The 21269-nt window shown below is 46.6% G+C and carries 19 protein-coding genes; 10 read left to right on the top strand and 9 right to left on the bottom strand.

Going from position 1 to position 21269, the window contains the following annotated elements:
• Positions 1-181 precede the first annotated feature (181 nt).
• The 3 genes from rpsP (at position 182) to IQ257_RS23155 (ending at position 1940) form a co-directional block, all read left to right on the top strand.
• Complete coding sequence (rpsP, locus tag IQ257_RS23165; protein WP_193877609.1) at positions 182-430, top strand: 30S ribosomal protein S16; 249 nt, start codon at positions 182-184, stop codon at positions 428-430.
• Positions 405-809, top strand: a complete 405-nt coding sequence (locus tag IQ257_RS23160; RefSeq protein ID WP_193877607.1) for a KH domain-containing protein — start codon at positions 405-407, stop codon at positions 807-809. Before rpsP ends, IQ257_RS23160 begins: the two co-directional genes overlap by 26 nt.
• Before the next feature lie 177 nt (positions 810-986).
• A complete protein-coding gene (locus tag IQ257_RS23155) occupies positions 987-1940 on the top strand; it encodes a PhoH family protein (protein WP_193877605.1) in 954 nt (317 codons plus the stop codon).
• Positions 1941-2000: 60 nt separating this feature from the next.
• Here IQ257_RS23155 and IQ257_RS23150 read toward each other — a convergent pair whose 3' ends face one another.
• On the bottom strand, positions 2001-3566 hold the full coding sequence (locus IQ257_RS23150) for a SagB/ThcOx family dehydrogenase (protein ID WP_193877602.1): 1566 nt from the start codon (positions 3564-3566) through the stop codon (positions 2001-2003).
• Positions 3567-3867: 301 nt separating this feature from the next.
• Here IQ257_RS23150 and IQ257_RS23145 point away from each other — a divergent pair, with 301 nt between their 5' ends.
• Complete coding sequence (locus IQ257_RS23145; RefSeq protein ID WP_193877613.1) at positions 3868-4422, top strand: pentapeptide repeat-containing protein; 555 nt, start codon at positions 3868-3870, stop codon at positions 4420-4422.
• 13 nt (positions 4423-4435) lie between these two features.
• Here the strand turns inward: IQ257_RS23145 and IQ257_RS23140 are convergent, their stop codons facing one another.
• The 3 genes from IQ257_RS23140 to IQ257_RS23130 form a co-directional block, all read right to left on the bottom strand.
• Positions 4436-5641 carry a tetratricopeptide repeat protein gene (locus IQ257_RS23140; protein WP_193877600.1) on the bottom strand — a complete coding sequence of 402 codons (1206 nt, stop codon included), beginning with the start codon at positions 5639-5641 and terminating at the stop codon, positions 4436-4438.
• A gap of 195 nt (positions 5642-5836) precedes the next feature.
• Positions 5837-6208 carry a roadblock/LC7 domain-containing protein gene (locus tag IQ257_RS23135; RefSeq protein ID WP_193877598.1) on the bottom strand — a complete coding sequence of 124 codons (372 nt, stop codon included), beginning with the start codon at positions 6206-6208 and terminating at the stop codon, positions 5837-5839.
• A 23-nt stretch (positions 6209-6231) separates the two neighbouring features.
• Positions 6232-6717 carry a hypothetical protein gene (locus tag IQ257_RS23130; RefSeq protein WP_193877589.1) on the bottom strand — a complete coding sequence of 162 codons (486 nt, stop codon included), beginning with the start codon at positions 6715-6717 and terminating at the stop codon, positions 6232-6234.
• A gap of 243 nt (positions 6718-6960) precedes the next feature.
• On the opposite strand from IQ257_RS23130, the gene IQ257_RS23125 reads away from it, so the two are divergent.
• From IQ257_RS23125 to IQ257_RS23115, 3 genes are read left to right on the top strand one after another with little or no spacing between them, the layout of a single operon-like run.
• Positions 6961-7101 (top strand): hypothetical protein, encoded by a 141-nt coding sequence (locus IQ257_RS23125; protein ID WP_193877587.1) that lies wholly within the window; start codon positions 6961-6963, stop codon positions 7099-7101.
• Positions 7102-7108: 7 nt separating this feature from the next.
• Positions 7109-7558: a nuclear transport factor 2 family protein gene (locus tag IQ257_RS23120; RefSeq protein WP_193877585.1), complete on the top strand. Its 450-nt coding sequence runs from the start codon at positions 7109-7111 to the stop codon at positions 7556-7558.
• A gap of 20 nt (positions 7559-7578) precedes the next feature.
• Positions 7579-7827 carry a hypothetical protein gene (locus tag IQ257_RS23115; protein ID WP_193877583.1) on the top strand — a complete coding sequence of 83 codons (249 nt, stop codon included), beginning with the start codon at positions 7579-7581 and terminating at the stop codon, positions 7825-7827.
• A 208-nt stretch (positions 7828-8035) separates the two neighbouring features.
• On the opposite strand, the gene IQ257_RS23110 is transcribed toward IQ257_RS23115, so the two are convergent.
• Positions 8036-8800, bottom strand: coding sequence for a hypothetical protein (locus IQ257_RS23110; RefSeq protein ID WP_193877581.1), 765 nt, complete (start codon positions 8798-8800; stop codon positions 8036-8038).
• A gap of 253 nt (positions 8801-9053) precedes the next feature.
• Positions 9054-14291: a CHAT domain-containing protein gene (locus IQ257_RS23105; RefSeq protein WP_193877579.1), complete on the bottom strand. Its 5238-nt coding sequence runs from the start codon at positions 14289-14291 to the stop codon at positions 9054-9056.
• Positions 14292-14446: 155 nt separating this feature from the next.
• On the opposite strand from IQ257_RS23105, the gene IQ257_RS23100 reads away from it, so the two are divergent.
• Together IQ257_RS23100 and IQ257_RS23095 are read left to right on the top strand one after the other, a co-directional pair.
• Positions 14447-15373, top strand: a complete 927-nt coding sequence (locus IQ257_RS23100; RefSeq protein ID WP_193877577.1) for a putative 2-dehydropantoate 2-reductase — start codon at positions 14447-14449, stop codon at positions 15371-15373.
• A 204-nt stretch (positions 15374-15577) separates the two neighbouring features.
• Positions 15578-16975, top strand: a complete 1398-nt coding sequence (locus tag IQ257_RS23095; protein WP_193877575.1) for a Rieske 2Fe-2S domain-containing protein — start codon at positions 15578-15580, stop codon at positions 16973-16975.
• A 154-nt stretch (positions 16976-17129) separates the two neighbouring features.
• Here IQ257_RS23095 and IQ257_RS23090 read toward each other — a convergent pair whose 3' ends face one another.
• Positions 17130-17513 (bottom strand): hypothetical protein, encoded by a 384-nt coding sequence (locus IQ257_RS23090; RefSeq protein ID WP_193877573.1) that lies wholly within the window; start codon positions 17511-17513, stop codon positions 17130-17132.
• 478 nt (positions 17514-17991) lie between these two features.
• Between IQ257_RS23090 and IQ257_RS23085 the strand changes: the two genes are divergently transcribed.
• Positions 17992-18633: a M23 family metallopeptidase gene (locus IQ257_RS23085; protein WP_228060952.1), complete on the top strand. Its 642-nt coding sequence runs from the start codon at positions 17992-17994 to the stop codon at positions 18631-18633.
• 8 nt (positions 18634-18641) lie between these two features.
• Here IQ257_RS23085 and IQ257_RS23080 read toward each other — a convergent pair whose 3' ends face one another.
• On the bottom strand, positions 18642-19241 hold the full coding sequence (locus tag IQ257_RS23080) for a Uma2 family endonuclease (RefSeq protein WP_193877571.1): 600 nt from the start codon (positions 19239-19241) through the stop codon (positions 18642-18644).
• Positions 19242-19289: 48 nt separating this feature from the next.
• Positions 19290-21269 (bottom strand): CBS domain-containing protein (locus tag IQ257_RS23075; RefSeq protein ID WP_193933255.1); only part of this gene is annotated, 1980 nt, incomplete at its 5' end.

The raw sequence follows: 21269 nt of genomic DNA, 5'->3' as shown, positions 1-21269 counted from the left end.
GAGCAGGGGTGCAGGGGTGCGGGGGAGAAGAGTAAACTTCGAAAATCTCTGTGTCACCCCACACCCCACACCGTTCGGACTTCGGCGTGAGCGCTCAGTCGAACGCTGACGCTCACGCCGAAGCCCTACACCCTAATCTCCAGCGATCGCTTAAGATCAAACAGATGAATTATTTGGAAATATGGTCAAACTCAGGCTCAAACGATACGGCAAAAAACGCGAAGTTAGCTACCGAATTGTCGCAATTGCAAGCAATGAACGCCGCGATGGTCGTCCCCTAGAAGAATTGGGCTTCTATAATCCCAGAACTGATCAAACGAGGCTAAACGCACCAGCAATTGCCAAGTGGCTCCAAAATGGAGCTCAACCGACTGATACAGTGCGTGACATTCTTCGGAAAGCCAATGTCCTTGAACAAGCCCGTGCCTGAAAACGCTCGATATACCGAGCCAAATTATGTCGATCTCGTGCGATTTTTGATACAGCCGTTTTTAGAGTCACCTTCTTCGCTTAGTGTAGACTGCGAGAAGTCACACGGTAATGAGCGAGTCTGGATTCGTGTGGCTTTTGAAGGAGAGGACAAGGGGCGAGTGTTTGGTCGGGGAGGTCGCAATATTCAGGCGATTCGGACTGTTATTCAAGGAGTAGCTCAGGCAGCCAATCAATTTGCCCATCTAGATATCTACGATGGCTCTGCTGGCGGAAGTTCCCGTCGAGAGACTGCATCAAACAGTAAAGCTCCCCCCCGAAAAGGTCCGTCTCGCCGACCGTCAAAGCCTAGAGTGAATTCCAAATTTCGCTCTGAGTAAAACGCGAGTTGAGGACTCCTTCGTTTCTAACTTGCTACAGGTAGGCTCAATTAGGTGGAAGATAAGGGATAAGGAGAGAAGGATGGGGAGTATTTATCCTGAAAAGCTTCTCTCCGTTTCCCGGTCTTTAATCTTCTCTAACCTGCCAATGTTCAACTTCAATAAAGCTACAATTGGATGAGTGACGTATCCAAAACGATTGAACTGCCAAGCTACGAAAGTGCGATCGCACTTTCGGGCGACCGTGATGAAAATCTGAAAACTCTATCCCAGCAAACCGGCGCAACACTGGTATTGCGGGGACAAGAACTGTTAATATTTGGCACTGCCAACCAAATTGAACGCGCTTCCTCCCTGGTGCGATCGCTAAAATCCTTTTGGGAGGAGGGAAAACGGATTGACAAAGCAGACATCCAAACCGCTTGCCATGCCCTAGACACCCACCGCCAGGATGAACTGCGAGATTTACAGCAAGATGTGCTGGCGCGGACTCGTCGAGGCGAGGTGATTCGAGCGAAAACTTTCCGGCAGAGACAGTATATCAAATCCGTACTCAGCCATGACCTCACCTTTTGTATCGGACCGGCTGGTACTGGCAAAACCTTTCTAGCCGTCGTTCTCGCAACTCAGGCGCTGCTGGCGAATCAATACGAACGATTAATATTAACACGACCTGCTGTAGAAGCAGGAGAAAAGCTAGGCTTTCTGCCAGGAGACTTGCAGCAGAAAGTCAACCCATTTTTGCGCCCCCTCTACGATGCGTTGTACGAATTGATTGATGCTGAGAAAATTCCCAATCTCATGGAACGAGGTGTTATTGAAGTCGCTCCCTTAGCTTATATGCGAGGTCGTACCCTCGGTAATGCATTTGTGATTGTGGATGAAGCTCAAAACACAACACCAGCCCAGATGAAAATGGTTTTAACTCGCCTGGGTTTTGGATCGCGTATGGTTGTTACTGGCGACATTACCCAGACAGATTTACCGATGAATCAAGAGTCAGGGTTGGGAGTTGCTAAAAAAATATTACGCAACGTTGACGGTATTGCTTTTTGCGAACTCACCACTAAGGATGTTGTTCGTAACCCGTTGGTTCAGAAAATTGTCGCTGCTTATGAACAATATCACTAGGCTTGCTGAATCTCAGTTTCGGCAATAGGGTAATCTTAACTAGATCTATAGGTAGCTACTCTAACTCATTCTAGGACGCCCTAGGGTAGTAATATAGAGGACTGCCTCATCTATAGGAATGCCCAACACTTCATTCACTTGGTTGTCAAAGAAACCCCCAATTCCACTCACTCCCAAACCCAAGTAAATTGCCACTAAATTTAGCCGTTGCCCCAAATGCCCTGCATCCATGTGCAGATAACGGTAAGCGCGATCGCCATATTTTGCTACAGCCTGGTTCAAATCAGACGTGTTGAACAGTACCGCACCTGCATCTCGACCCAAATCTTGACCCAAACACAAATAATGCAACTCCCGTCGGAAGTTTTTAAAACGAATTTGCCGTAACTCTTGAGCTTTAGGAGCGTAATAGTAACAGCCTTCTTCTAAACCCGTTATGCCCGATACGGCAATAAAGGTTTCAATTAAACTCAAATCAAAATAATCTGGCGAACTATCAAACCCTTGGTCAGCGTAATGCTGGGGTTGGTAGGTAAAATCTAAAAGGGCTTTGAGTTCATCGAAGGTTAGGTTAGCACCATTGTAAGCACGAGTCGATCGCCGTTTGAGAATGGTGTTTTCTAACGCCGAGGATACCAATCCCTCAGCCGTTACTCCACCCCAGTAGATAGGTGTCGTAACCGTTGATACTTTTGTACAGAAGGGAAAGTTGTACTTATCCTCTCGCTGTCTCTCCATCTCCGAGTCATCAGACTGCCTTGTCTCAATGGGCTGATGGCGCTTCTCCTCGATTTGAGTGGCGCGATGAAAATAACCCAGCAATTCTCCCTCCGGCACTTCTGGATAGTCTACCTGAGTGGCAGAGGGTAACGCGGTGGAAACAGGGGGTAACTTCTGTTGCCGCTTAAACCTATCGATCAGGGGAATGACAGCGATCGCTCCTTCTTGTTCAGGATCGATATAGAATAAGTCATTCACTTTGCGATCGGCAAAACCACCAATTAAGTGAGGGCGATAACCCGTCAGAGCACCCGCTAACTCTATATTGCCCAGCAAATGACCTGTGTCCAAAAAAATTCGTCGATAAGCGCGGTCTTCGTAGCGCCAAGCGGAGCGATAAAATATGGCTGTAACGACAATAGCCAGTTCCACTCGTTCCAAAACAGGATGAAAGAAGCAGGCATCTTGCAGTCCCGACCAAACTGCACTTTCCCAAAAATGCACCAGTGAATGGCTACGGCACTGATAGTTATAGAGTCCTGGCGGTAGTAGGGAAGTGCCACGGGAAATTAAATACACTTCCGCCGGATAGAGCCCACCCGCAGAAGGTGCCGCCCTCAAATAAATGGGCGATCCCATTAGCGTTTCCATTCTGGCAGTCAACCCATAACTGCACAGTAACAGTCGTGATAAACGCCGCCAGCTTTTAGCCGGTTCTGTGGCATCGGCTTGGGCATCATCTTGTAGGTAGGGTTTTAAGTCAAAGGTAACACCGACTTTGTAATCTTTATAGGGGGTGGGCTGATTTTCCCAATCCAACCTCTTATTTTTTGCCGCGATTGTCTCCGGGTCATATTTAGTGCGCTCGTGGTAGTGTTGAGCGATCGATCGTTGCGGTTCTGACATAGTTGCAGGAAGTTTGGAGCTTCGCTTTTCATCTTGACATTCTTAGACGCTAAAATGCTTGGCTCCACACCCTAAGTCCCAGAATCATAAAATGATTCCCTATATTATTAAATTAAGAATTTGTCAAGAAATACTAAACATAATAAAGCAAATATTTACAAGTGTAAAAAAAATATTAGGAAAAATGTGTCATTGGCTACAGTGTTTTAGGATTTAGGGAGGATTAATACTGCATCCACCCTGAGATCGCAGCATCAATCAAATTATGGGAAGGACAAAGGCTGCCACAGTAGAAATACAAATGAGGAAGATTGGTGGGGCAGAGTTACTGGCTGAATATGCCAGTGGCAAACGAGACTTTGGTGCCCTAGATATCAGTGAGGCTGATTTATTTGAAGCCGATCTACAAGCGATCGATCTTAGTGGCAGTAAATTGCAAAGTACCTACTTACCCTACTCTAATTTGAGTCAAGCTAAATTGGAGGGCGCACAACTTCAAGTAGTACAGTTGAGCGATGCCAAGCTCTACCAAATCAACCTATCTGAGGCGAATCTTCAAGACGCCAATTTGTGTAGGGCAACCCTGCGCCGTGCCAATTTACAGGGCGCGAACTTAGCAGGAGCCAACTTGCAAGGAGCGGACTTAGGGAATGCCGACTTGACGGGGGCTAATCTGAGTGATGCCAATCTAAGTGGAGCGAATCTGGCAAAGACGAACTTAACCAAAGCTCAGTTAATGGGTGCTAACTTGTTTCGCAGCCATAATGTTGATCTCTCGAATGCCAAGCTCGACTGTTCGACTATTTACCCAGATGGACACCGACCCGATTACCTGCCATCCGATGTAAGCTGTTAATTTCATTAGACTGCTACTGCAAAACTAAGCGATCGCCAAGTTCTCGGGTAATCAGGAGTGACTGCTGATGATATTCAATAGCCCGTTGGCATTGTCCGAGGCAATAGTAAGCATTACCCAAACCGCTAAGAGAATGAGCTTCCCCAGAGCGATCGCCAAGTTCCCGTGCTATCTCTAGGGATGACTGGTAGTATTCAATTGCCTGTTCATAGTATCCAAGGGAACAGCAAGCCTTACCCAGTTTATTTAGAGAAACGGCTGTGCCGATGCGATCGCCCACTCCTTGTTGAATAGCCAGTGACTGCTGATAGTATTCAATCGCCTGTTGATACTGCCCCAAGCACTGGTAAGCATTCCCTAGATTCCCCAAGGAGCTAGCTTGACTGATCGTATCGCCCATTTCCTGTGCCATCAATAGCGACTGTCCATAGGCATCAATTGCCTGTTGGTACTGCTTTAGGGAATAGTAAGCTTTACCCAATTTACGAAGAGAAGCCACTATCCCTCTAGCATCGCCGAGTTCCCGTTGAATAACCTGCAACTGCTGATAGTAAACAATTGCCTGTTGGTACTGCCCTAAGAAATGATAAGCACTGCCCAAATCCATTAAAGATTTGCCTTGCCCTCTAGTGTCTCCGAGTTCCCGTTGAATAATCAGCAACTGCTGATAAGATTCAATCGCCTGTGGATATTGCCCCACAATACCGTAAACATTGCCTAGATTGCCGAGGCAGATGGCTTCTACTCTAGCATCGCCATGTTTCTGTGCAATGACTAGCGACTGTTGATAATAATTAATCGCCTGCTGATAGTCTTTCAAGGAACGGTACGCATTGCCCAAACCCATCAAGGATTTGGCTTGCCCTTTAATGTCGCCAATTGTTTGTTTAATGGCTAAAGACTTCTGATGAAACTCAATTGCCTGCTGATATTCCCCTAGGGAATGGTAAGCCTTGCCGAGATTACTCCAGATTCTGGCTTCCCCTCTAGCATCACCGAACTCTCGCTCAATCTCTAGGGACTCTCCATAGTAATCAATTGCCTGTTGGTATTGTCCTAAGCAATGGTAAGCTACACCCAGGTTGTTTAAGGAAGCGGCTTCCTTGCTATGATCGCCGAGACTCCGGGCAGTGCGTAATTGCCGATCATGGAATTTAATTGCCCGGTGATACTGACTCAATCGATCGCTTTCTTCGGTTACTTTAAGTAAAGTACTCATTCTTGATTTGGTATTATTATAATAGGCAAGTCTTTATGCCCGTTTATAATTTTCAACCCTTTTTTGTGGTTGATATGTACTAGTGACATCAGTTACCAGCTAACCTATTTTTCCTGGGTCTTAACTCCATCTTGAAGGCTACAAAGGCACTCCCGTTATAGCCACAAAACTTAACGGGAGAGAACGTCACGGAAACTACATCAAAGCTGGCTTAAGTTCCGATAATGTGCGTTTCATCTCTAATATCAAAACCCCCTCCTTGGCTTCCTTATTCGCAAGGATGAGAAAGAGAGCCTCATCACCACAAGTGGTCAAAATGCTAAAGCCATCATGACCTTGAACATAGACTCGATCCATTCCACCGGTGCCGAGTTCTCGACCAATGCGCTCGCCCAGAGACAGCATAGCAGCAGACATCGCTGAAACTCTTTCTTCATCCATGCCACCCGGTAAGCTTGATGCCAGGGGTAAGCCATCTGTCGTAACCATCGCTGCCCCCCGAACATCGGGTGTCGTTGAGACAAAATTTTGGAGAATATGCCTCAGTTTTTCAGTATTGATTGCCATGATAGTCGCCTTCATCTAGCTGCTTACGTTAGGATGGTGTACTCCAGCACATCATGAGTACTACCCTTCAATACAGAACCGATTTGTCGCCCTTTCAAGCGCTTACCTAAAAACGCCTCTAAAAAACCTTGAATTGCGCCTAATGTATAGGTACAGGGTCGCGACGAACCCATCGGTTCACCTGAAGAACAAAAGGTTTCTTTGGCGTAGACTCTGTAGACCTCGCCTTCTTGTTCTATCTTGTCGATAATGCATAGACGAGTTCCCTCTTTGCCTAAAATTTGATTAGCTTTTTCTCGAATTTCTGCGAGAGGTAAAGCCGTACCTTTGTTAACTAAACCTAGCTCTTGTATGGAACTTTTTCCTTGGTTACGACCTGCGGAAATCATTGCAATTGCCGCCGTTTTCTCACCAATTGCTTCTTCCATACCAATAAGAATCGACTTTAGGAAGAGAATGCTACCAAAATCTCCCAGTTCTTGACGCAGAACCCTTGGTTCTACAGACATAAGACAAATCTCCTTTTATCTGTAGTTGTACGAAATTCAGTTCCCTTGACGGTTTTACAGGTATGCTATTCAACGATTGTGCGACAACTTGAACATCATTTAGATGTCTGTTCCATAGCAATAAAACACGCAGGGGTTATGCAGGTGTTGATACATATTACTTCTATAATTAATTATGATGGAAAATCTTGTCAGAAGAGGTAAATTTTTGTAAAATAAAAAGATAAGAGAGTATGTCTATTTGTGTCAAAACTCCAAACTGTAGCTAAAGAAGGAGTTCAGAATGCAGAAGTTGCCCAAGTTCAGACTATCTTTCAGGTGGAGCTTCGGGGTGATAGTTGCTCTAATAATTTTGGCTATCTACATCCTGGACGGCAGTTCTAGTACTAGCATGAGTACGGCTACCCCTGTGGCTCCAACAACTGCTAATTTACCGGAATCTTCGATAACTGTGATGTCACCCGACTCAGAATTGGTTGATCAAGAAATTAAACACCTTGTAGAACGGCAGGCTAATGCTTGGGAAACTGCTGATTCAGATAAAATCGTTGCCGATTTTGCAGACGATAGTCTATTTATCGTTCCCGGTTCCACCTTCAGGGGCAAGCCGGAAATTAAAAAAGCAGCCGCAGATTATTTTGCAGAATTCACAGAAACTCAGGTAACGTTAAAACGACTGATTATTAGCGGTAATGAGGGAGCAGTTGAATGGAATTGGCAGGACAAAAATAGAAAAACAGGGGAGAAATCTCAAGCTGAAGATGCTATCGTTTTTGAACTTGAGGACGGAAAGATAAAATACTGGCGAGAATATATTGATACGCAACCCCAAGGAAATTAGCGATCAAACATGATGCTCCAGTGCCGCTGATGATCACCAGTGAAGCGATCGCCAAACTCAAAGCTGCCATCCTAGCTGTACAGACGGTCGGTGAAATCCACGCTTTGATCGTAGACTACACCTATGAAGAGATTGAGCAAGCTTACAGCCAGCTAACGCCCCAGCAACAGACAAAAATTCAAGGAATTAGCGATCGCGATATCCAGAGGCAGTTGGCTGCCCTCCAATCTTCTCACAGATCGCCAACGCGATCGCTACAAGTTACTTGACCAATCCGTCATCGCAGATTAGCGTTCAACCGAGTTGATACCACAACCCAAGCTGTGTTGTTAAAACACGCTCAAGCCGTATCAGTGGCTTCTTAAGCAGAGGAATTGGGATGAAGTGACAGGGGAGATAGGGAGCAGGGGAGAAAGAATTCTCACACATTCCCCTTGTCTCCTCTAAAACCTAGCCCCTTTTCCAACATTACTTAGTTTAGATCCCAATAGTTTGAGTCGAGGAGTTAGTCTTTGCCTCATAAAATTGGCGAGCCATCTGTCCTAGGGAGTAAATTAAAGCCGTGTTACTAGATGCTGCCACAAACATACCGATTAAAGGCAGCAGCTCCACAAAGCCCAATCCGCCTTTGAGTACTCCAGAACCTCCCACAGACAACCCGAAAATTGCCAGAACTTCACCCCGTCGAGTTGAGTCTTTCAGTGAAAATCCATAAGCGGCGGCAATCCGATAAACCATCTCCGCTTGGAGTGCTGTCACCGCTGCTAACTCAACCCCAAACAATGTTAGTGCCAAAGGAGGTACGAAATTAGTTAGTAATCCAACCCCCCCTGCTTTCATAGCAGTATCGACAATAATTCGGTGAGAAATCTGTTCGGGTGTTTCGAGGGGGTATTCCCGTCGCAGCTTATCTACATCACTTTGAGCCTTGTCCACATCAACTTGACCGAGTGCAGCCACTACCAAATTAATGCCTGGAACTTTGGCAGCATATTTAGTGAGGGGATGTTCAGCGATAGGCGCGGCGATTTTGCCTACCCTTTCGGTTCCCTCTTCTACAAATCGTTGAGCCGTCGGCACAACCGTCTTGGTGACAACCGTGGTAGTGCCTGTAATGCTATCAGCCGCAACTTGCGCTGCCGCAGATGCTACCTTAGCCGCAGAACTGGCGACTTGCGTGGCTGTTGCGATAGCGTCTCCCATTTGGTCTGCCAATGAACTATTTCTGCCCTGTGCTGCCATAAGTCTTAGTGAACTTCTCTACATTGTTATGAACTTTACCTCTACTCTAGAAGAGTCAAGACCCGATATCCTCTATCCTGTGATAGTAATTTGATGAGGCAAGGCAGTCCCAATGAAAAAAAATTCACCGCCATGAATGAAAGTCACCCCTTCAGGTAGGGTAGGCAAAATTTATCAAGCTGAAATGCTTATGCCTGCCTTACAGTATCTTGGAGTTTATTGCCAGCGCTGCAAGTCTTAAGTAGAACCGTGTTTACCAAGGGTTTCCTACTAAGGTAAAGGCACTCCAATAATACGGATGAGTCAGTTCCTTATCCGGCAATTCAGCCAACTGGGGCGGTAAAAGAATGGTACGATTCGGCGTAACCAGTTGACCATTTTCTATTCGCACCTCACCCCGAATCATCGCTAACTGTGCTTGTCGTAATGCTTCAGCTTTAATCGGCGCTTGTTTTAAGTAGGAATAAAAGGTGGTCATGAATCCCAATGTGGCTTCATCGCTGACGTACCAGAGACTTCCCAAGGCAGATTTTACCCCAGCTTGTACCGCTAATCCGGTAAATCCTAACTCCGCCTTTTCATCCCCTAAAGCGGTGCGACAGGCGCTTAATACCATCAGTTCCACCGGGGGGTTATTTAATCCCAGTTCTCGGATTTTCTCAAGAGATAGCTTACTATTCCAAAACTGAATATAAGAGTTTTCAGGTTTGCCGGATTTAAATTCACCGTGGGTGGCTAGATGCAGGATGCCAAAGGGGGTTTGATTCCGAACTGTTTTCAACTGTTGGGGCGTGAATGTAGTATTGAGAAACGATTGACCTTGCCAGAGTTTCTCGGTAATTGTTGATAACTCTACCGGAACGGCAGGTAAGGGATTTTGGTCGGTAAATTCGGATGCCCCCATCGCTAACACTTTCAGATTCTTTATATCCACATAGCGAGTATCCGTCAAGGAAATACTGGGCATTAAATTAACATTGTATTTTTCCAAAATAAACTGCTCCCCATCATGCAAAATTGCCATGGGTAGGGAACGTAAACCACTATCGACGAGAAGGGAAATAATATCAATTTGGTGGGTATTTAACTCCGCTTCAATGGGAGCAACTAACCATTGATAAAGCTGTTGTGCCGCCGGGAGGTAAGGGCGAGGAATGCGAATATCGGTGACAGCACGGCGTAACTGTTGAGTGGTTTGGAGAACTTTTTCTCGTGTTGCACCGGGTATGGGACGGCGTATGGGTTGCCCTTCAGCGGTGACAATGATTAATTCCAGTTGATCCTGACTGCTGTCGCGTTCACGTTCAGGGGTTTCTAGTTTTTTGTTCAGATTTAATCCTGGAGTTGGTGTTAGTAATGGGGCGTTACTGGGAACAAAGACAGCATAGAGTAGTGCGGGTTTCGTTCCCGTTTCTTGTTCAATTCGGCGGAGGATGGCTTGGGATTCGGCTTGGTTGGTCGTTGGAGTATCGGAAAACCCTAAATAATCCTCATACTGACGAGTAAAATATTCCTCAATTTCTGCCACAATGTCGATTTTTAGGTCAGAAATCTGGGTTTGGACGATTGGGGGTGGGTTTTGGGGCAATTGGAGTAGGTTGACGGGATTAATCGTTGAATTCGGGGACGATTCATTGATGGGATTGACAGGATTAATTATTGGATTGGCAGATGAGTCATTGATGGGATTGACAGGATTAATCGGTTGAGGGGTTGAGGGGGATTGGGGTTCGGGTTGAGGAGTTGATGGCGGTTGAGTTTGGTTATCTGTGTTGGTTAAATCAAAGGGTGTCAACGATAAACCGTTAGCGGTAGCGATGACTTGATAGTTGCCCGCAATTGTATTTGCCGTAACCGGATTCTCGGCGATACCTTGAGCATTGGTGAGGACGGTTGTACCGTTACCAAAACTGCCTGATGCACCACTTGATGGGGCATTGAAGGTGATAGGGACACCTGGAATCGGCTGATTAGCAAAGTTCTCTAATACTTGCACAGTCAATGAGTCAGCAAAAGCCGTATTAATTGGTGTACTTTGAGGTGAACCTGTGACATTTAAGGTAAAGCCTTGGGACTCAAATGCACCAATATCAACGATGTCATTAATAATGCGGATTCCTCCTCGTTGGTCAGTCGTTATACCAGCAGGAATATTAGCATTATTCCCCGCATCTAGGGCGGGGCTACCTGGAACGGGGGCATGAGTTTGAGTTGAGCCGCCATTGTTCGCTAAGGGAGCAAGAACTTGGTTAATATCGGTGATACCTAAACTGGTAAAGGTGAGGTCACTCCCTGTACCGATAGTACCGTTTGCGCCTGTGGGGTTGCCAATTAGGTTATTCGCATCACCATTAATAATAGCTCCACCCGAAACATCAGGGTGAATCCTACCGCCGAGATCAAAATTATCGGCAACAATGCTGTTGCGGATGGTTAAAGTGTTGCCGCCCAAAAGAGTTGAATTATAGATACCACCGCCATCTCCTATCCCATTGGCATCGGAGTCGGCTGTGTTGTTGGTGATAGTGCTGTTAATGATTGTGCCGCCACCACCAGTGTAAATACCGCCGCCGTCACCTGTTGCTATATTGCCACTTATGGTGCTGTTGATAATGGTTACTCCACTGCTGCTGAAAAGACCGCCGCCAAATCCGACAAGACCGTCGCTCAATGCGCTTGCCGAATTTCCATTGACAGTGCTGTTGGTCAGGGTTACGGTATCTGCGCTGCGAATGCCACCACCAAGATTGTCATTCACCGTGCTGTTTTCCAGTAGCACCGCACCATTACTGATAATGCCACGACCAGAATTACTCCTTACCGTACTGTTATTGAGAGTGACTGTACTATGGATGCTGAGAATGCCGTCACGGGAATTTTCACTCACCGTGCTGTTGTTGAGTGTCACCGCACGCCCAGCAAAAATGCCAAAAGCCAAATTATTACTCACACTGCTATTGTTGAGTGTTACTGCATGTTCTTGGTTAAAAATGCCGTCACTGGAATTGTCATGCACAGTACTGTTGTTGAGTGTCACTGCACCTTGAGCGGAAATACCGTCACCAGAATTATTATTCACAGTGCTGTTGGTCAGAGTTACGGCATCTGTGCTGCGAATGCCGTCACCAAGATTGTCACTCACAGTGCTGTTATCGAGTAGCACCGCACCATTACTGATAATGCCACGATCAGAATTACCCCTCACCGTACTGTTATTGAGAGTGACTGTACTATTGTTGCTGCTAATGCCGTCACGGGAATTTTCACTCACACTGCTGTTGTTGAGTGTCACCGCACGCCCAGCGGAAATGCCAAAAGCCAAATTATTACTCACACTGCTATTGTTGAGTGTTACTGCATCTCGGCTAAAAATGCCGTAACTGGTAACAAAACTTATAGAATTACCACTCACAGTACTGTCGGTCAGAGTTACTGCACCCTCAGCGGAAATACCGTCACTAGAATTATTATTCACAATGCTGTTGGTCAGAGTCACTGTACCAACGCTGCGAATACCACGACCCGAATTATTACTCACAGTGCTGTTTTCCAGTAGCACCGCACCCTTACTGATAATGCCACTAGCAGAAATGCCGTCACCGGAATTGTCACTCACAGTACTGTCAGTCAGACGTAGCGTTCCCGTTCCAACACCCCGAGTTATACCACCCGCAGCGAGACTAACACCATTACGAATCGTCAAGGCATCAATAGTGACATTACCATCCCCCGTAATATCGAAAATACGGAAATCAGGCGTTCCTGAGACAGTACTGCGTTCAACAATGACATTACTCGCACCACCGGAATCACCATCAATTATCAAATCGCCATTCCTGGCATCAATAAATAACTCATCGGATGTCAGCGTCACCTCAGTTAACCCAGGTACAAAGCGAATCTGATCATCTCCATCAGCAGCATTAGCATTCAGAAGCGCTTGTCGCAGTGAACCTATCCCGGCATCATTCCCATTTGTAGTTGTAAATACCTGTAACGTATCCCCATAATTCGCCAACACATTCCCCTCAAACGGTGCAGTCGCCTGAATCTCCCCCACACTCCGTTCTAACTGCCAATCTCCCCCGAACCCAGTCAGATTCGTAGAACCCGCCACATCTACCCCCGTGTAACTCGCCAGGGTATTCAGCAAAGCGTCACCACTACTCCCCAATGCCACAAAACAGGCATAGAGTAAAATATCTGCCCCTACATTCAATCCCTGATTCCACGTCGCCATTTGAAGTTGATATTGACGGATCGTATTACTATCGACAAAGGCGTTCCCTAACCAGAAATTCCCCTCACTCCCTTCGGAAACAATATGTAGCGCATCGACTAAACTCAGTCCAGGTGTGGTTAGAATTTCAGTAATCGTCTCCATGCCATTTTCATTAGGCGTAACCACCACCGTTGTCGTTCCCACCTCACCCCCGAAGAGTAAATTACTGTAGTCAGGGACAGTCGCATCTAGGAAAATGTAGCTGTTAGCATCCGTTGGATTAGCGGCAAACCGAGTAACAGTAGGGGCGCTGTATTCCCCGTTATGAGTGCGAATAAGGGTTTCGGGGGAACCTATGGGGTTAACATCATTCGCCGCCGCCAAATGGACTTGATTCCCCTCAACTTGACCCGCAATTGTCACATTACCCGCCGTATCTAGGGGATGATTAGTATCTGTTAACCTGAGTTCGTCGTTGGCATCAACACGGATTCCTGTGTCATCTTCAAGATTGGAACCCGTGAGTAATCTCGCTAAGTCTGTCGCCTGAATACCACTCTCCAAATCAGCCGGACTAATTTCTAAGCCCAACACCATCCCCGCTTGGTTAATCCTGACGGTTCTATTTTCAGGGACAGCCGTAATCGTAATCGTCCCACTGGCAGTGCTTAGGGTTCCGGTATTGATGACACTGCTACCGATGAGTGCCAAATTCCCCTGGTTCAGTTCAAGTTCAGCCGCGTTGACGATACTGCCATTATCACCCGTAAAAACAAACGTATTCGGCGCACCAACCAGATTTTGATAGTTGACGTTGCCTGTCGCCGTAAAGAAACCACTCTCAAAACCAATCGCATCAGCGGTGGTAACCGTTAAACTGCCAGGAATGTTAAAACTTGCCCCTTGAGTAAACACAATCCCGGCGGGGTTCATCAGCAGCAGATTACTATTACCCCCGGTGACTTGCAGTAACCCTTGGATAATCGAAGGGTTTCCCCCAGTAACTCGCCCGAAAATCGTTTGGATATTGGGGTTCGAGAGAAAGTTGGCAATTTCGTTAGGCGAAAGTCCGAGTTCCCCAAAGGAGTGGAATACCTTAGAGTCAACTTGTGTACCCCCCCTAATCGTGTAGGTATTGCCCTCCTGTTGAACCATTGTACCCGTGCCATCAGAAGCTGGTGTGATAGATTGGGCAAGGGTTTGGGGTGCAAGGGTAGTTAGTCCGAGCAGGGGGAGGAGGGCAAGAGCGATCGCACTGCGAGCTACCATAATGTTTGGGGGATTTTGGTGAGGATCGAAGTCGCTACTATTCTCTCACGTCGGAAAATTAAGAATAACAGATAGAGCCCAAGGGAGAAAGATGTAGGTGCAAGATGTGAGCGTTTATTTGTGCCTACTCACCTTAGAATCAGGAAAATTGGCTTATGGGAAGACGCTACGCTGTTATCGGAACTGGCGCGATTGGAGGCTTTTACGGCGCTTGTTTACAAAACGCTGGGCAAGAGGTACATTTTCTGCTGCGACGAGATTATGAGTACGTTCGGCATCATGGTTTGGTAATCTCGTCAATCTATGGCGACTTTACCTTACCCCAGGTTAATGCTTACAACGATGTAAAAGATATGCCTCGTTGTGATGTGGTATTAATTGCCCTGAAAACCACTCAAAATCACTTATTACCTCACTTATTACCTCCTTTAGTCAAAGAAGGGGGTGTTGTTCTCACCCTGCAAAATGGTTTAGGTATTGAACCGGAAATTGCCTCAATTGTCGGGGAAAATGTAGACGTTTTAGGCGGGCTATGCTTTATCTGTTCTAATAAAGTTAGTCCAGGTCAGATTCATCATCTTGATTATGGTCAGATTCAGTTTGCAGCTTATAGTAAAGATAACCAACCTGTAGAAATTACACCGATAATGCGTCAACTTGGCGCTGATTTTGAGCAAGCGGGTATTCCGATTCAGCTTTCTAAAAATTTACTGCTATCGCGGTGGAAAAAGTTAGTGTGGAATATTCCCTTTAATGGTCTATCCGTCGTATTAGATGCCACAACAGATGCTATTATTAATGATAGCTATGGTCAAAAGATGGCTGAACAACTGATGCGAGAAGTGGTAGCGGCTGCTGCTGGCTATGGTTTGGAGATAAAAGAGAGCTTCATCCAAAAGATGCTGGAGCATACGGTAAAGATGAAACCTTATCGTACCAGCATGAAAATTGACTATGATTCCCATCGTCCTTTAGAGATAGAAGCCATTTTTGGTAATCCCATACGGGCAGCTCAAAACATGAGTGTTCCGGTTCCTCAGATAACGATGCTGTATCAGCAATTGAAGTTCTTGGATGCATAGATTTTTCTAGATTCATCTCCTCCTTTTTCTTTAAATCTCCGCTATACACCTGGTAATACCACGTTGCAGCTCAATTGCGTAATGGGAGAAATTCCCACTCCCCACTCCCCACTCCAAGAACTTCCATAAAGACACAGCCTAAGCCTTTCAGTTAACATAAGTTAATAAAGGTTGAAGTTTTAATGATTGGCAAACTGTCTCAACATGGAAACAACAGCAACAATCCTTGAGCCTATCGAGGCTGGCGAGATGCCTGCTGGCGGCACTGATTCAACTCGGTTCGACTGGACAGAGGTGTGGTATCCCGTTTACTACATTCAGGATTTGGACAAGTCGAAGCTAGCTCCCTTCACCCTGCTAGGTCGAGATTTAGTCATCTGGTGGGATCGAATTGCCTCCTGTTGGCGAGTTTTTGAGGATCGATGCCCCCATAGACTGGCACCCCTCTCAGAAGGTAGGATTGCCGAAGATGGGTTGTTAGAGTGTCCTTATCACGGTTGGGCGTTTGCGGGAGAGGGCAGTTGCGATCGCATTCCCCAACAACTTGAAGGAGGAAGTGCGCAAACCTCTCAACGGGCTGGCGTTGCCTCATTACCCACGACTGAACGGCAGGGGCTGCTATTTGTTTACGCCGGTCAACCGGAGAATGCACCCAAGGTAAAGGTTCCCATTCTGGAACTCTTGGAAGAATTTACAGACGAATGGATTTGCCTTAACACCTTTAGGGATTTACCCTACGATGCACTGACGTTGCTAGAAAACGTGCTAGACGCTAGCCACGTACCCTTTACGCACCATCGTTCCGTTGGAAATCGGGCTTATGCCAGTCCAGTCGAGCTTGAAATTACTGAATCAAGCCGACAGGGATTCAAAGGAATGTGGGAACAAGGACCGCGAAAAGGAACCCTAGGACGCCAGGATACCACCTTTATCGCTCCGGGTTTGATGTGGCATGACCTGACCTCCAAACAGTTTGGCAGAACGTTAACTGTGGTTTATGCTACACCCATCCGTAAAGGGGAATGTCGCCTTTTTGCTCGCTTTCCCTTCAAGTTTTCCTCTAAATTGCCAGGTTTATTCATCAAACTGACCCCACGCTGGTACTCTCATATCGGGCAGAATGGGGTTCTGGAAGATGACCAAATTTTTCTGCACTATCAGGAACGTTCCTTGGAGGAAAAGGGAGGCAGCTCAAACTTCGCTAAAGCCTTCTATCTACCAACCAAGGCAGACCATTTTGTGTTTGAGTTGCGCCAGTGGGTGAACCAGTACAATGCTAATCCGTTTGTAGACCAAACCTTACCGTCCCGATTGCCAAAGGAAACCCTCCTAGACCGTTATCACTCCCATACAATTAAGTGCAAAAGTTGCAGTACTGCGTTAGTGAGAATTCGGCAAATCCGACTGGGAGTTGCACTGGTGGGAGTACTTGCCTGGGCGATTGTACCACTGCTAGCTCTGTTATTTGGGAAAACAGCAACAGCGGTGGCAGTTGTCTCGACTGCTTTGGCTTTGCTTCTAGGAGCGGCATGGTTTGGACTGGGTAGATTAGAGCAGCGATTTTACCAAGGACGAGAAATTCCACCACGGAATAACTCCTGAAAAAATAGCACTATGGCTGCGTTATGAATTGCTATCACAAATAGCGAAATACAATCTTTTTAAATACCACTAGGTACGATATCTAAACAGCCCTCAATGTAATTTACTTCTGGGACTTGACCAATAATAATCTCAGGGGCTTTATTTCCATTCACTAATTCGACTGACTATCCCGCCGCCCTAATTCATAAACTGCGCCACTGATACAGGCAAGAATACCGATGCTAATTCCCCAACTGGAACCGAGAGTGTATTCAACGCCCCAGTTGCAGAAAGATCCAACGATTAAAAACGGCACGATACTGAAAAGTGAGGCGTAGAAAGCATTTTGAGCTTCTCTGCCCTTACGAGTTCTTTCAAATTCCTCTACAGAAGTATAGAGCGATCGCTCGGCAAAGTTAAACCAGCGATTCAGTTGCTCCATCACCCATTGGTTTAAGGTAGAGAAACCCCAATACAGCGCCAGCGCCCATAACGAGGCTCCTGCAATTGCTGTGGCACTCAGCTCGAATTGAAACGGAAAGATTTCAGTCAGCATCAAGAAGTTTGCGTTGAAGAGGGATCAGTCAATTATTAATGTATCTTAACAAAGCCTCTCAGGAAATAGATCATAGAAATGCCCCATTTTTCATCTGTACAGCCATTAAGGAAAATTTTCCTGAGTAAAGTCAATCAGAATTCCCGGAAACTGAATGCTATCTCCAGAGATTGATATTAAGTTAAGTTTCTCGGCATCAGGTGGATGGGTGGTGCATCGCTTTGATTCCAGCCGCGATATGCTAATCTATCGGGGGCTAGCGATTGTATGAATCTCAGACATCATCCGATGGCTCAAACACCCCAAAAGTGCTTTGAAGTCCCTTCATTGCCTACCAGTTTAGAATTAGAACGGTTGCATCGGTGTGGAGCTACCAAAGTTTAACCCTTGCCAATTATGAGTGAAAAGACCGCGTATTATATTGTTTTGTTGAAGTCACCCCACTTGTCAGTTCATCAAGCAGTTGAGGAGTGAATAGATGTCACACGTATCTAAACCCCAGTGGCAGCCAATGCGCAAGGCGGCAACGTGGCGTTTCTTACTTTTGGCTGGACTGAGTTTAGTTGGATTAATCCTATTCGGAGGAGTCAACCAACATCAAGTCAAAGCCTTCGAGGTTCCACCCGTTCAGGTAATGAACCCAACATCCTGGCAAGGGGGTTCTTTTCCCGTCGAAAATTTTCAAGCTTACACCTCTCCCTACGGCTACCGCCGCTCTCCTCGGGGGTCTGGCTCAGAATTTCATCGTGGCTTGGACATCGCTGCACCCGATGGCAGCTACATCCGCAACTGGTGGGCGGGTCAGGTTGTAGCCCTCTCCGATAATACCGCCTGCGGCACCTCAATCACAATTGAATCAGGAGAGTGGAAGCACGTCTACTGCCATATGAAAGGTCATGTTGAAAGCAATAGCAGTGGCACTTATCTAATTGATCGTTCTGGCGGTATTCAACTCTGGAAAGGTCAACAGCTATCGACTGGAGTCAGAATTGGTCGCGTGGGGATGACTGGTCGGACTACAGGACCACACTTACACTGGGGAGTAAAGTATTCTGACCAATATATAGACCCAGCCTTAGTGTTGCGGGAAATGTATCGACAACAAGCAGTTAAAGGATAAAGAGTTGGTTAAAAATTAATGCGACGATAGATTTCAATCAGGGGAACTTCTACGTTTAAACTGTGCAGAATGATCGCCTGCTCAAGGTTAGAGTACACTTGCCATAGCCAGCGATCATTACTGCTAGGCTCAAGATTGTGATACTGCTCAATGTAGGGTTCAGTTTGGCTCACGAGTAGATATTCACGAAAGCTGGCAAGAGAGCGATATTTTCTGAACTTTTCACCTCGATCATAGGCTTCGGTAGAGGGTGATAGAACTTCGACAATGAGTAAAGGATTGAGAATTTCATCATTGCGCTCACCATTAAACTCTGGGAAGCCATTAACTACCATCAAATCGGTATAAGTACCGCACTGATATTCAGGAATCCAAACTCGTAAGTCGCTGTTATACAAACGAAAATCTGTATCTCTCAGCAAAAACCCTAAGTAAATTAATAAGTTGCTAGCGATAGCACTGTGGACTTCAGAACCTCCCGACATTTTAATAATCTCTCCGTTGCGGTATTCATGGCGTTCTGGGTGGGTTTCTTCCATCGCCCGATACTCGTCTAAGCTGAGGACAGTTGTTATTACATCTGGGGAGCTGCTTTGAGAAAAGACCACAATCAGACCTCTTGAATCATTACCTCTAGAACTATCCCCAGGATAATCTCAACCCAGCGGATAATGTTCTGCCAAAAATGCTTCTGCATCCCCTTCATCCTCAATCACACCATCGAGTGTTGCCACTAACAGGGCATCTAATATTTCCCGATATCGCGGTCCAGGTTTGTAGCCTAGCCGTTTGAGATCGTTCCCATTCAAAGGTGCCTGAACATTCGCCCATTGAGTCAGGTACTGCCAAAGCTTACGCCGAATGGCTCTAGGGCTTTGTACCGCAATTAACACTAAGGTAGGTAACTTGTACTGATGCAGCAGCGTGAAAATTTCGCTGGGACGCTGGTAGTGGGGTAGCTTCTCTACTACCTCAGCTTGTACTTGCCCCAGTTGCTGAAGTCGCTCAATACTATCGGCAGAAAGCTGAAGCTTTTTTGCCACTTTGCCCCGTTCTGCTGGGGGTAAATGGGCAATCAATACCTCCAACCGCATCTGCCAGTGTTTTAGGCTTTGGTCGGAGTCAAATCGCCGCAACCAACGATCAACAAGGCGCACTCGCCACCACAAGGATTTGTCTAGTTTCAAGGTGGGATGCAGACAGCGTAACGCTTCCAAAGACCCTAGTAACTGTAATGCCCGTTGCCAGTAAGGTGCTGTCAGAATGTATTTCAGTTCTGCTTTTAATCGTGTCTCTAAGGCTGGCGCTCGGGTATTGGCAACCTGCGATCGCTCGTAAACTCCACTTTCTAAGGCATAGTGGATATAGTCTTCCGTTTGCGGTTCAATCTCAAATCCCAACCGCACAGCAAACCTTACCGCTCGGTAAATCCGGGTAGGGTCTTCGATAAAGCTGTTGGCGTGCAAAACTCGTATTTGACGCGATCGCAAATCCAACAATCCCCCAAAAAAATCCAACAGGGGCAACTCTTCATTCCGTACCCCCGTCAGCCGCGCTGCCATTGCATTGATCGTAAAATCACGTCGATATAGATCTTGGCGAATCGAACTGGCTTCAACCTCCGGATTAGCAGCCGGATAGGGATAAAACTCAGTTCGGGCGGTGGCAATATCAATCCACAACGAGTCTAAAACCGGGTCGTTGTGCCACAACAGCGCCGCCGTTTGAAACGCGCCGTGAACCTCTAAGCGAACATTAGAATAACTTTGCCGTAACGCCTTAGCCAAGGTGACGCCAGCACCCACATCAGCCGAGCGATGAAAGCCATCTACTACCAAATCAATATCTTCTAACAGTAGGCGATCGGTTTCCTGTGCCAGCAACAAATCTCGAACCGCTCCCCCCACTAGGTAAAGATGCCAACCCCGTTTCTCTGCCTCCCGTGCCGCTTGGGTAAGGAGTTCCCATAGGGGAGGTGTAAGGCGATCGCGCAGATTCAAAAGTCGGGACTGATTGCTAACACTCGGCAGAGGGCAAGCATCGCCCCACTCTCCCCGTTCTTTTCCCTGACGCAATTGCCGCAGCACATCAGTACGGGTGACAATACCCACCAACTGCCCGTCTTCAATTATCGGCAGCCGTCCGATATCATACGTCACCATCAAAGACTCAATCTCCGGCAGAGAAGCGTGGGGGCTAACCGTCTTCAGATTACGAGTCATGTAACCTTTAACTGGCGCATGACCAAAACCGTGGTGCAGCGCTAAGTCAATATCTCGCCGCGAGATAATCCCTGCCAATTGGTCAGTTTTATCAACGACCGAAAGCCCGGAATGACCATACCGCAATAAAATTCGCTGGGCTTCAGCGATCGTGGTATCTGGGCGAATCGTTCGTACTGGAGACGACATCAACTCTCGTGCCGTCAGCGGTTGAGGAATTTGTTCTTGTAAGTGCTTGACTAAATGCTCTAGAAGTGATATAGGGTTTTCATGTCGAAGAGTTGCTGCTGCTGCCTGAGAATGTCCACCGCCACCCAGAGGTTGGAGCAACTCATTCAAATTAGTACCCTCAATCCGCGATCGCCCAATCACCGTAACACGAGATTGAAAACTAGAAGAATTCCCCCTTGGCTC

Source organism: Coleofasciculus sp. LEGE 07092 (genome assembly GCF_015207375.1).
GTDB lineage: Bacteria > Cyanobacteriota > Cyanobacteriia > Cyanobacteriales > Coleofasciculaceae > LEGE-07092.
Note: the sequence above shows the minus strand (reverse complement) of the source record. Positions and strands in the feature narration are given on the sequence as shown.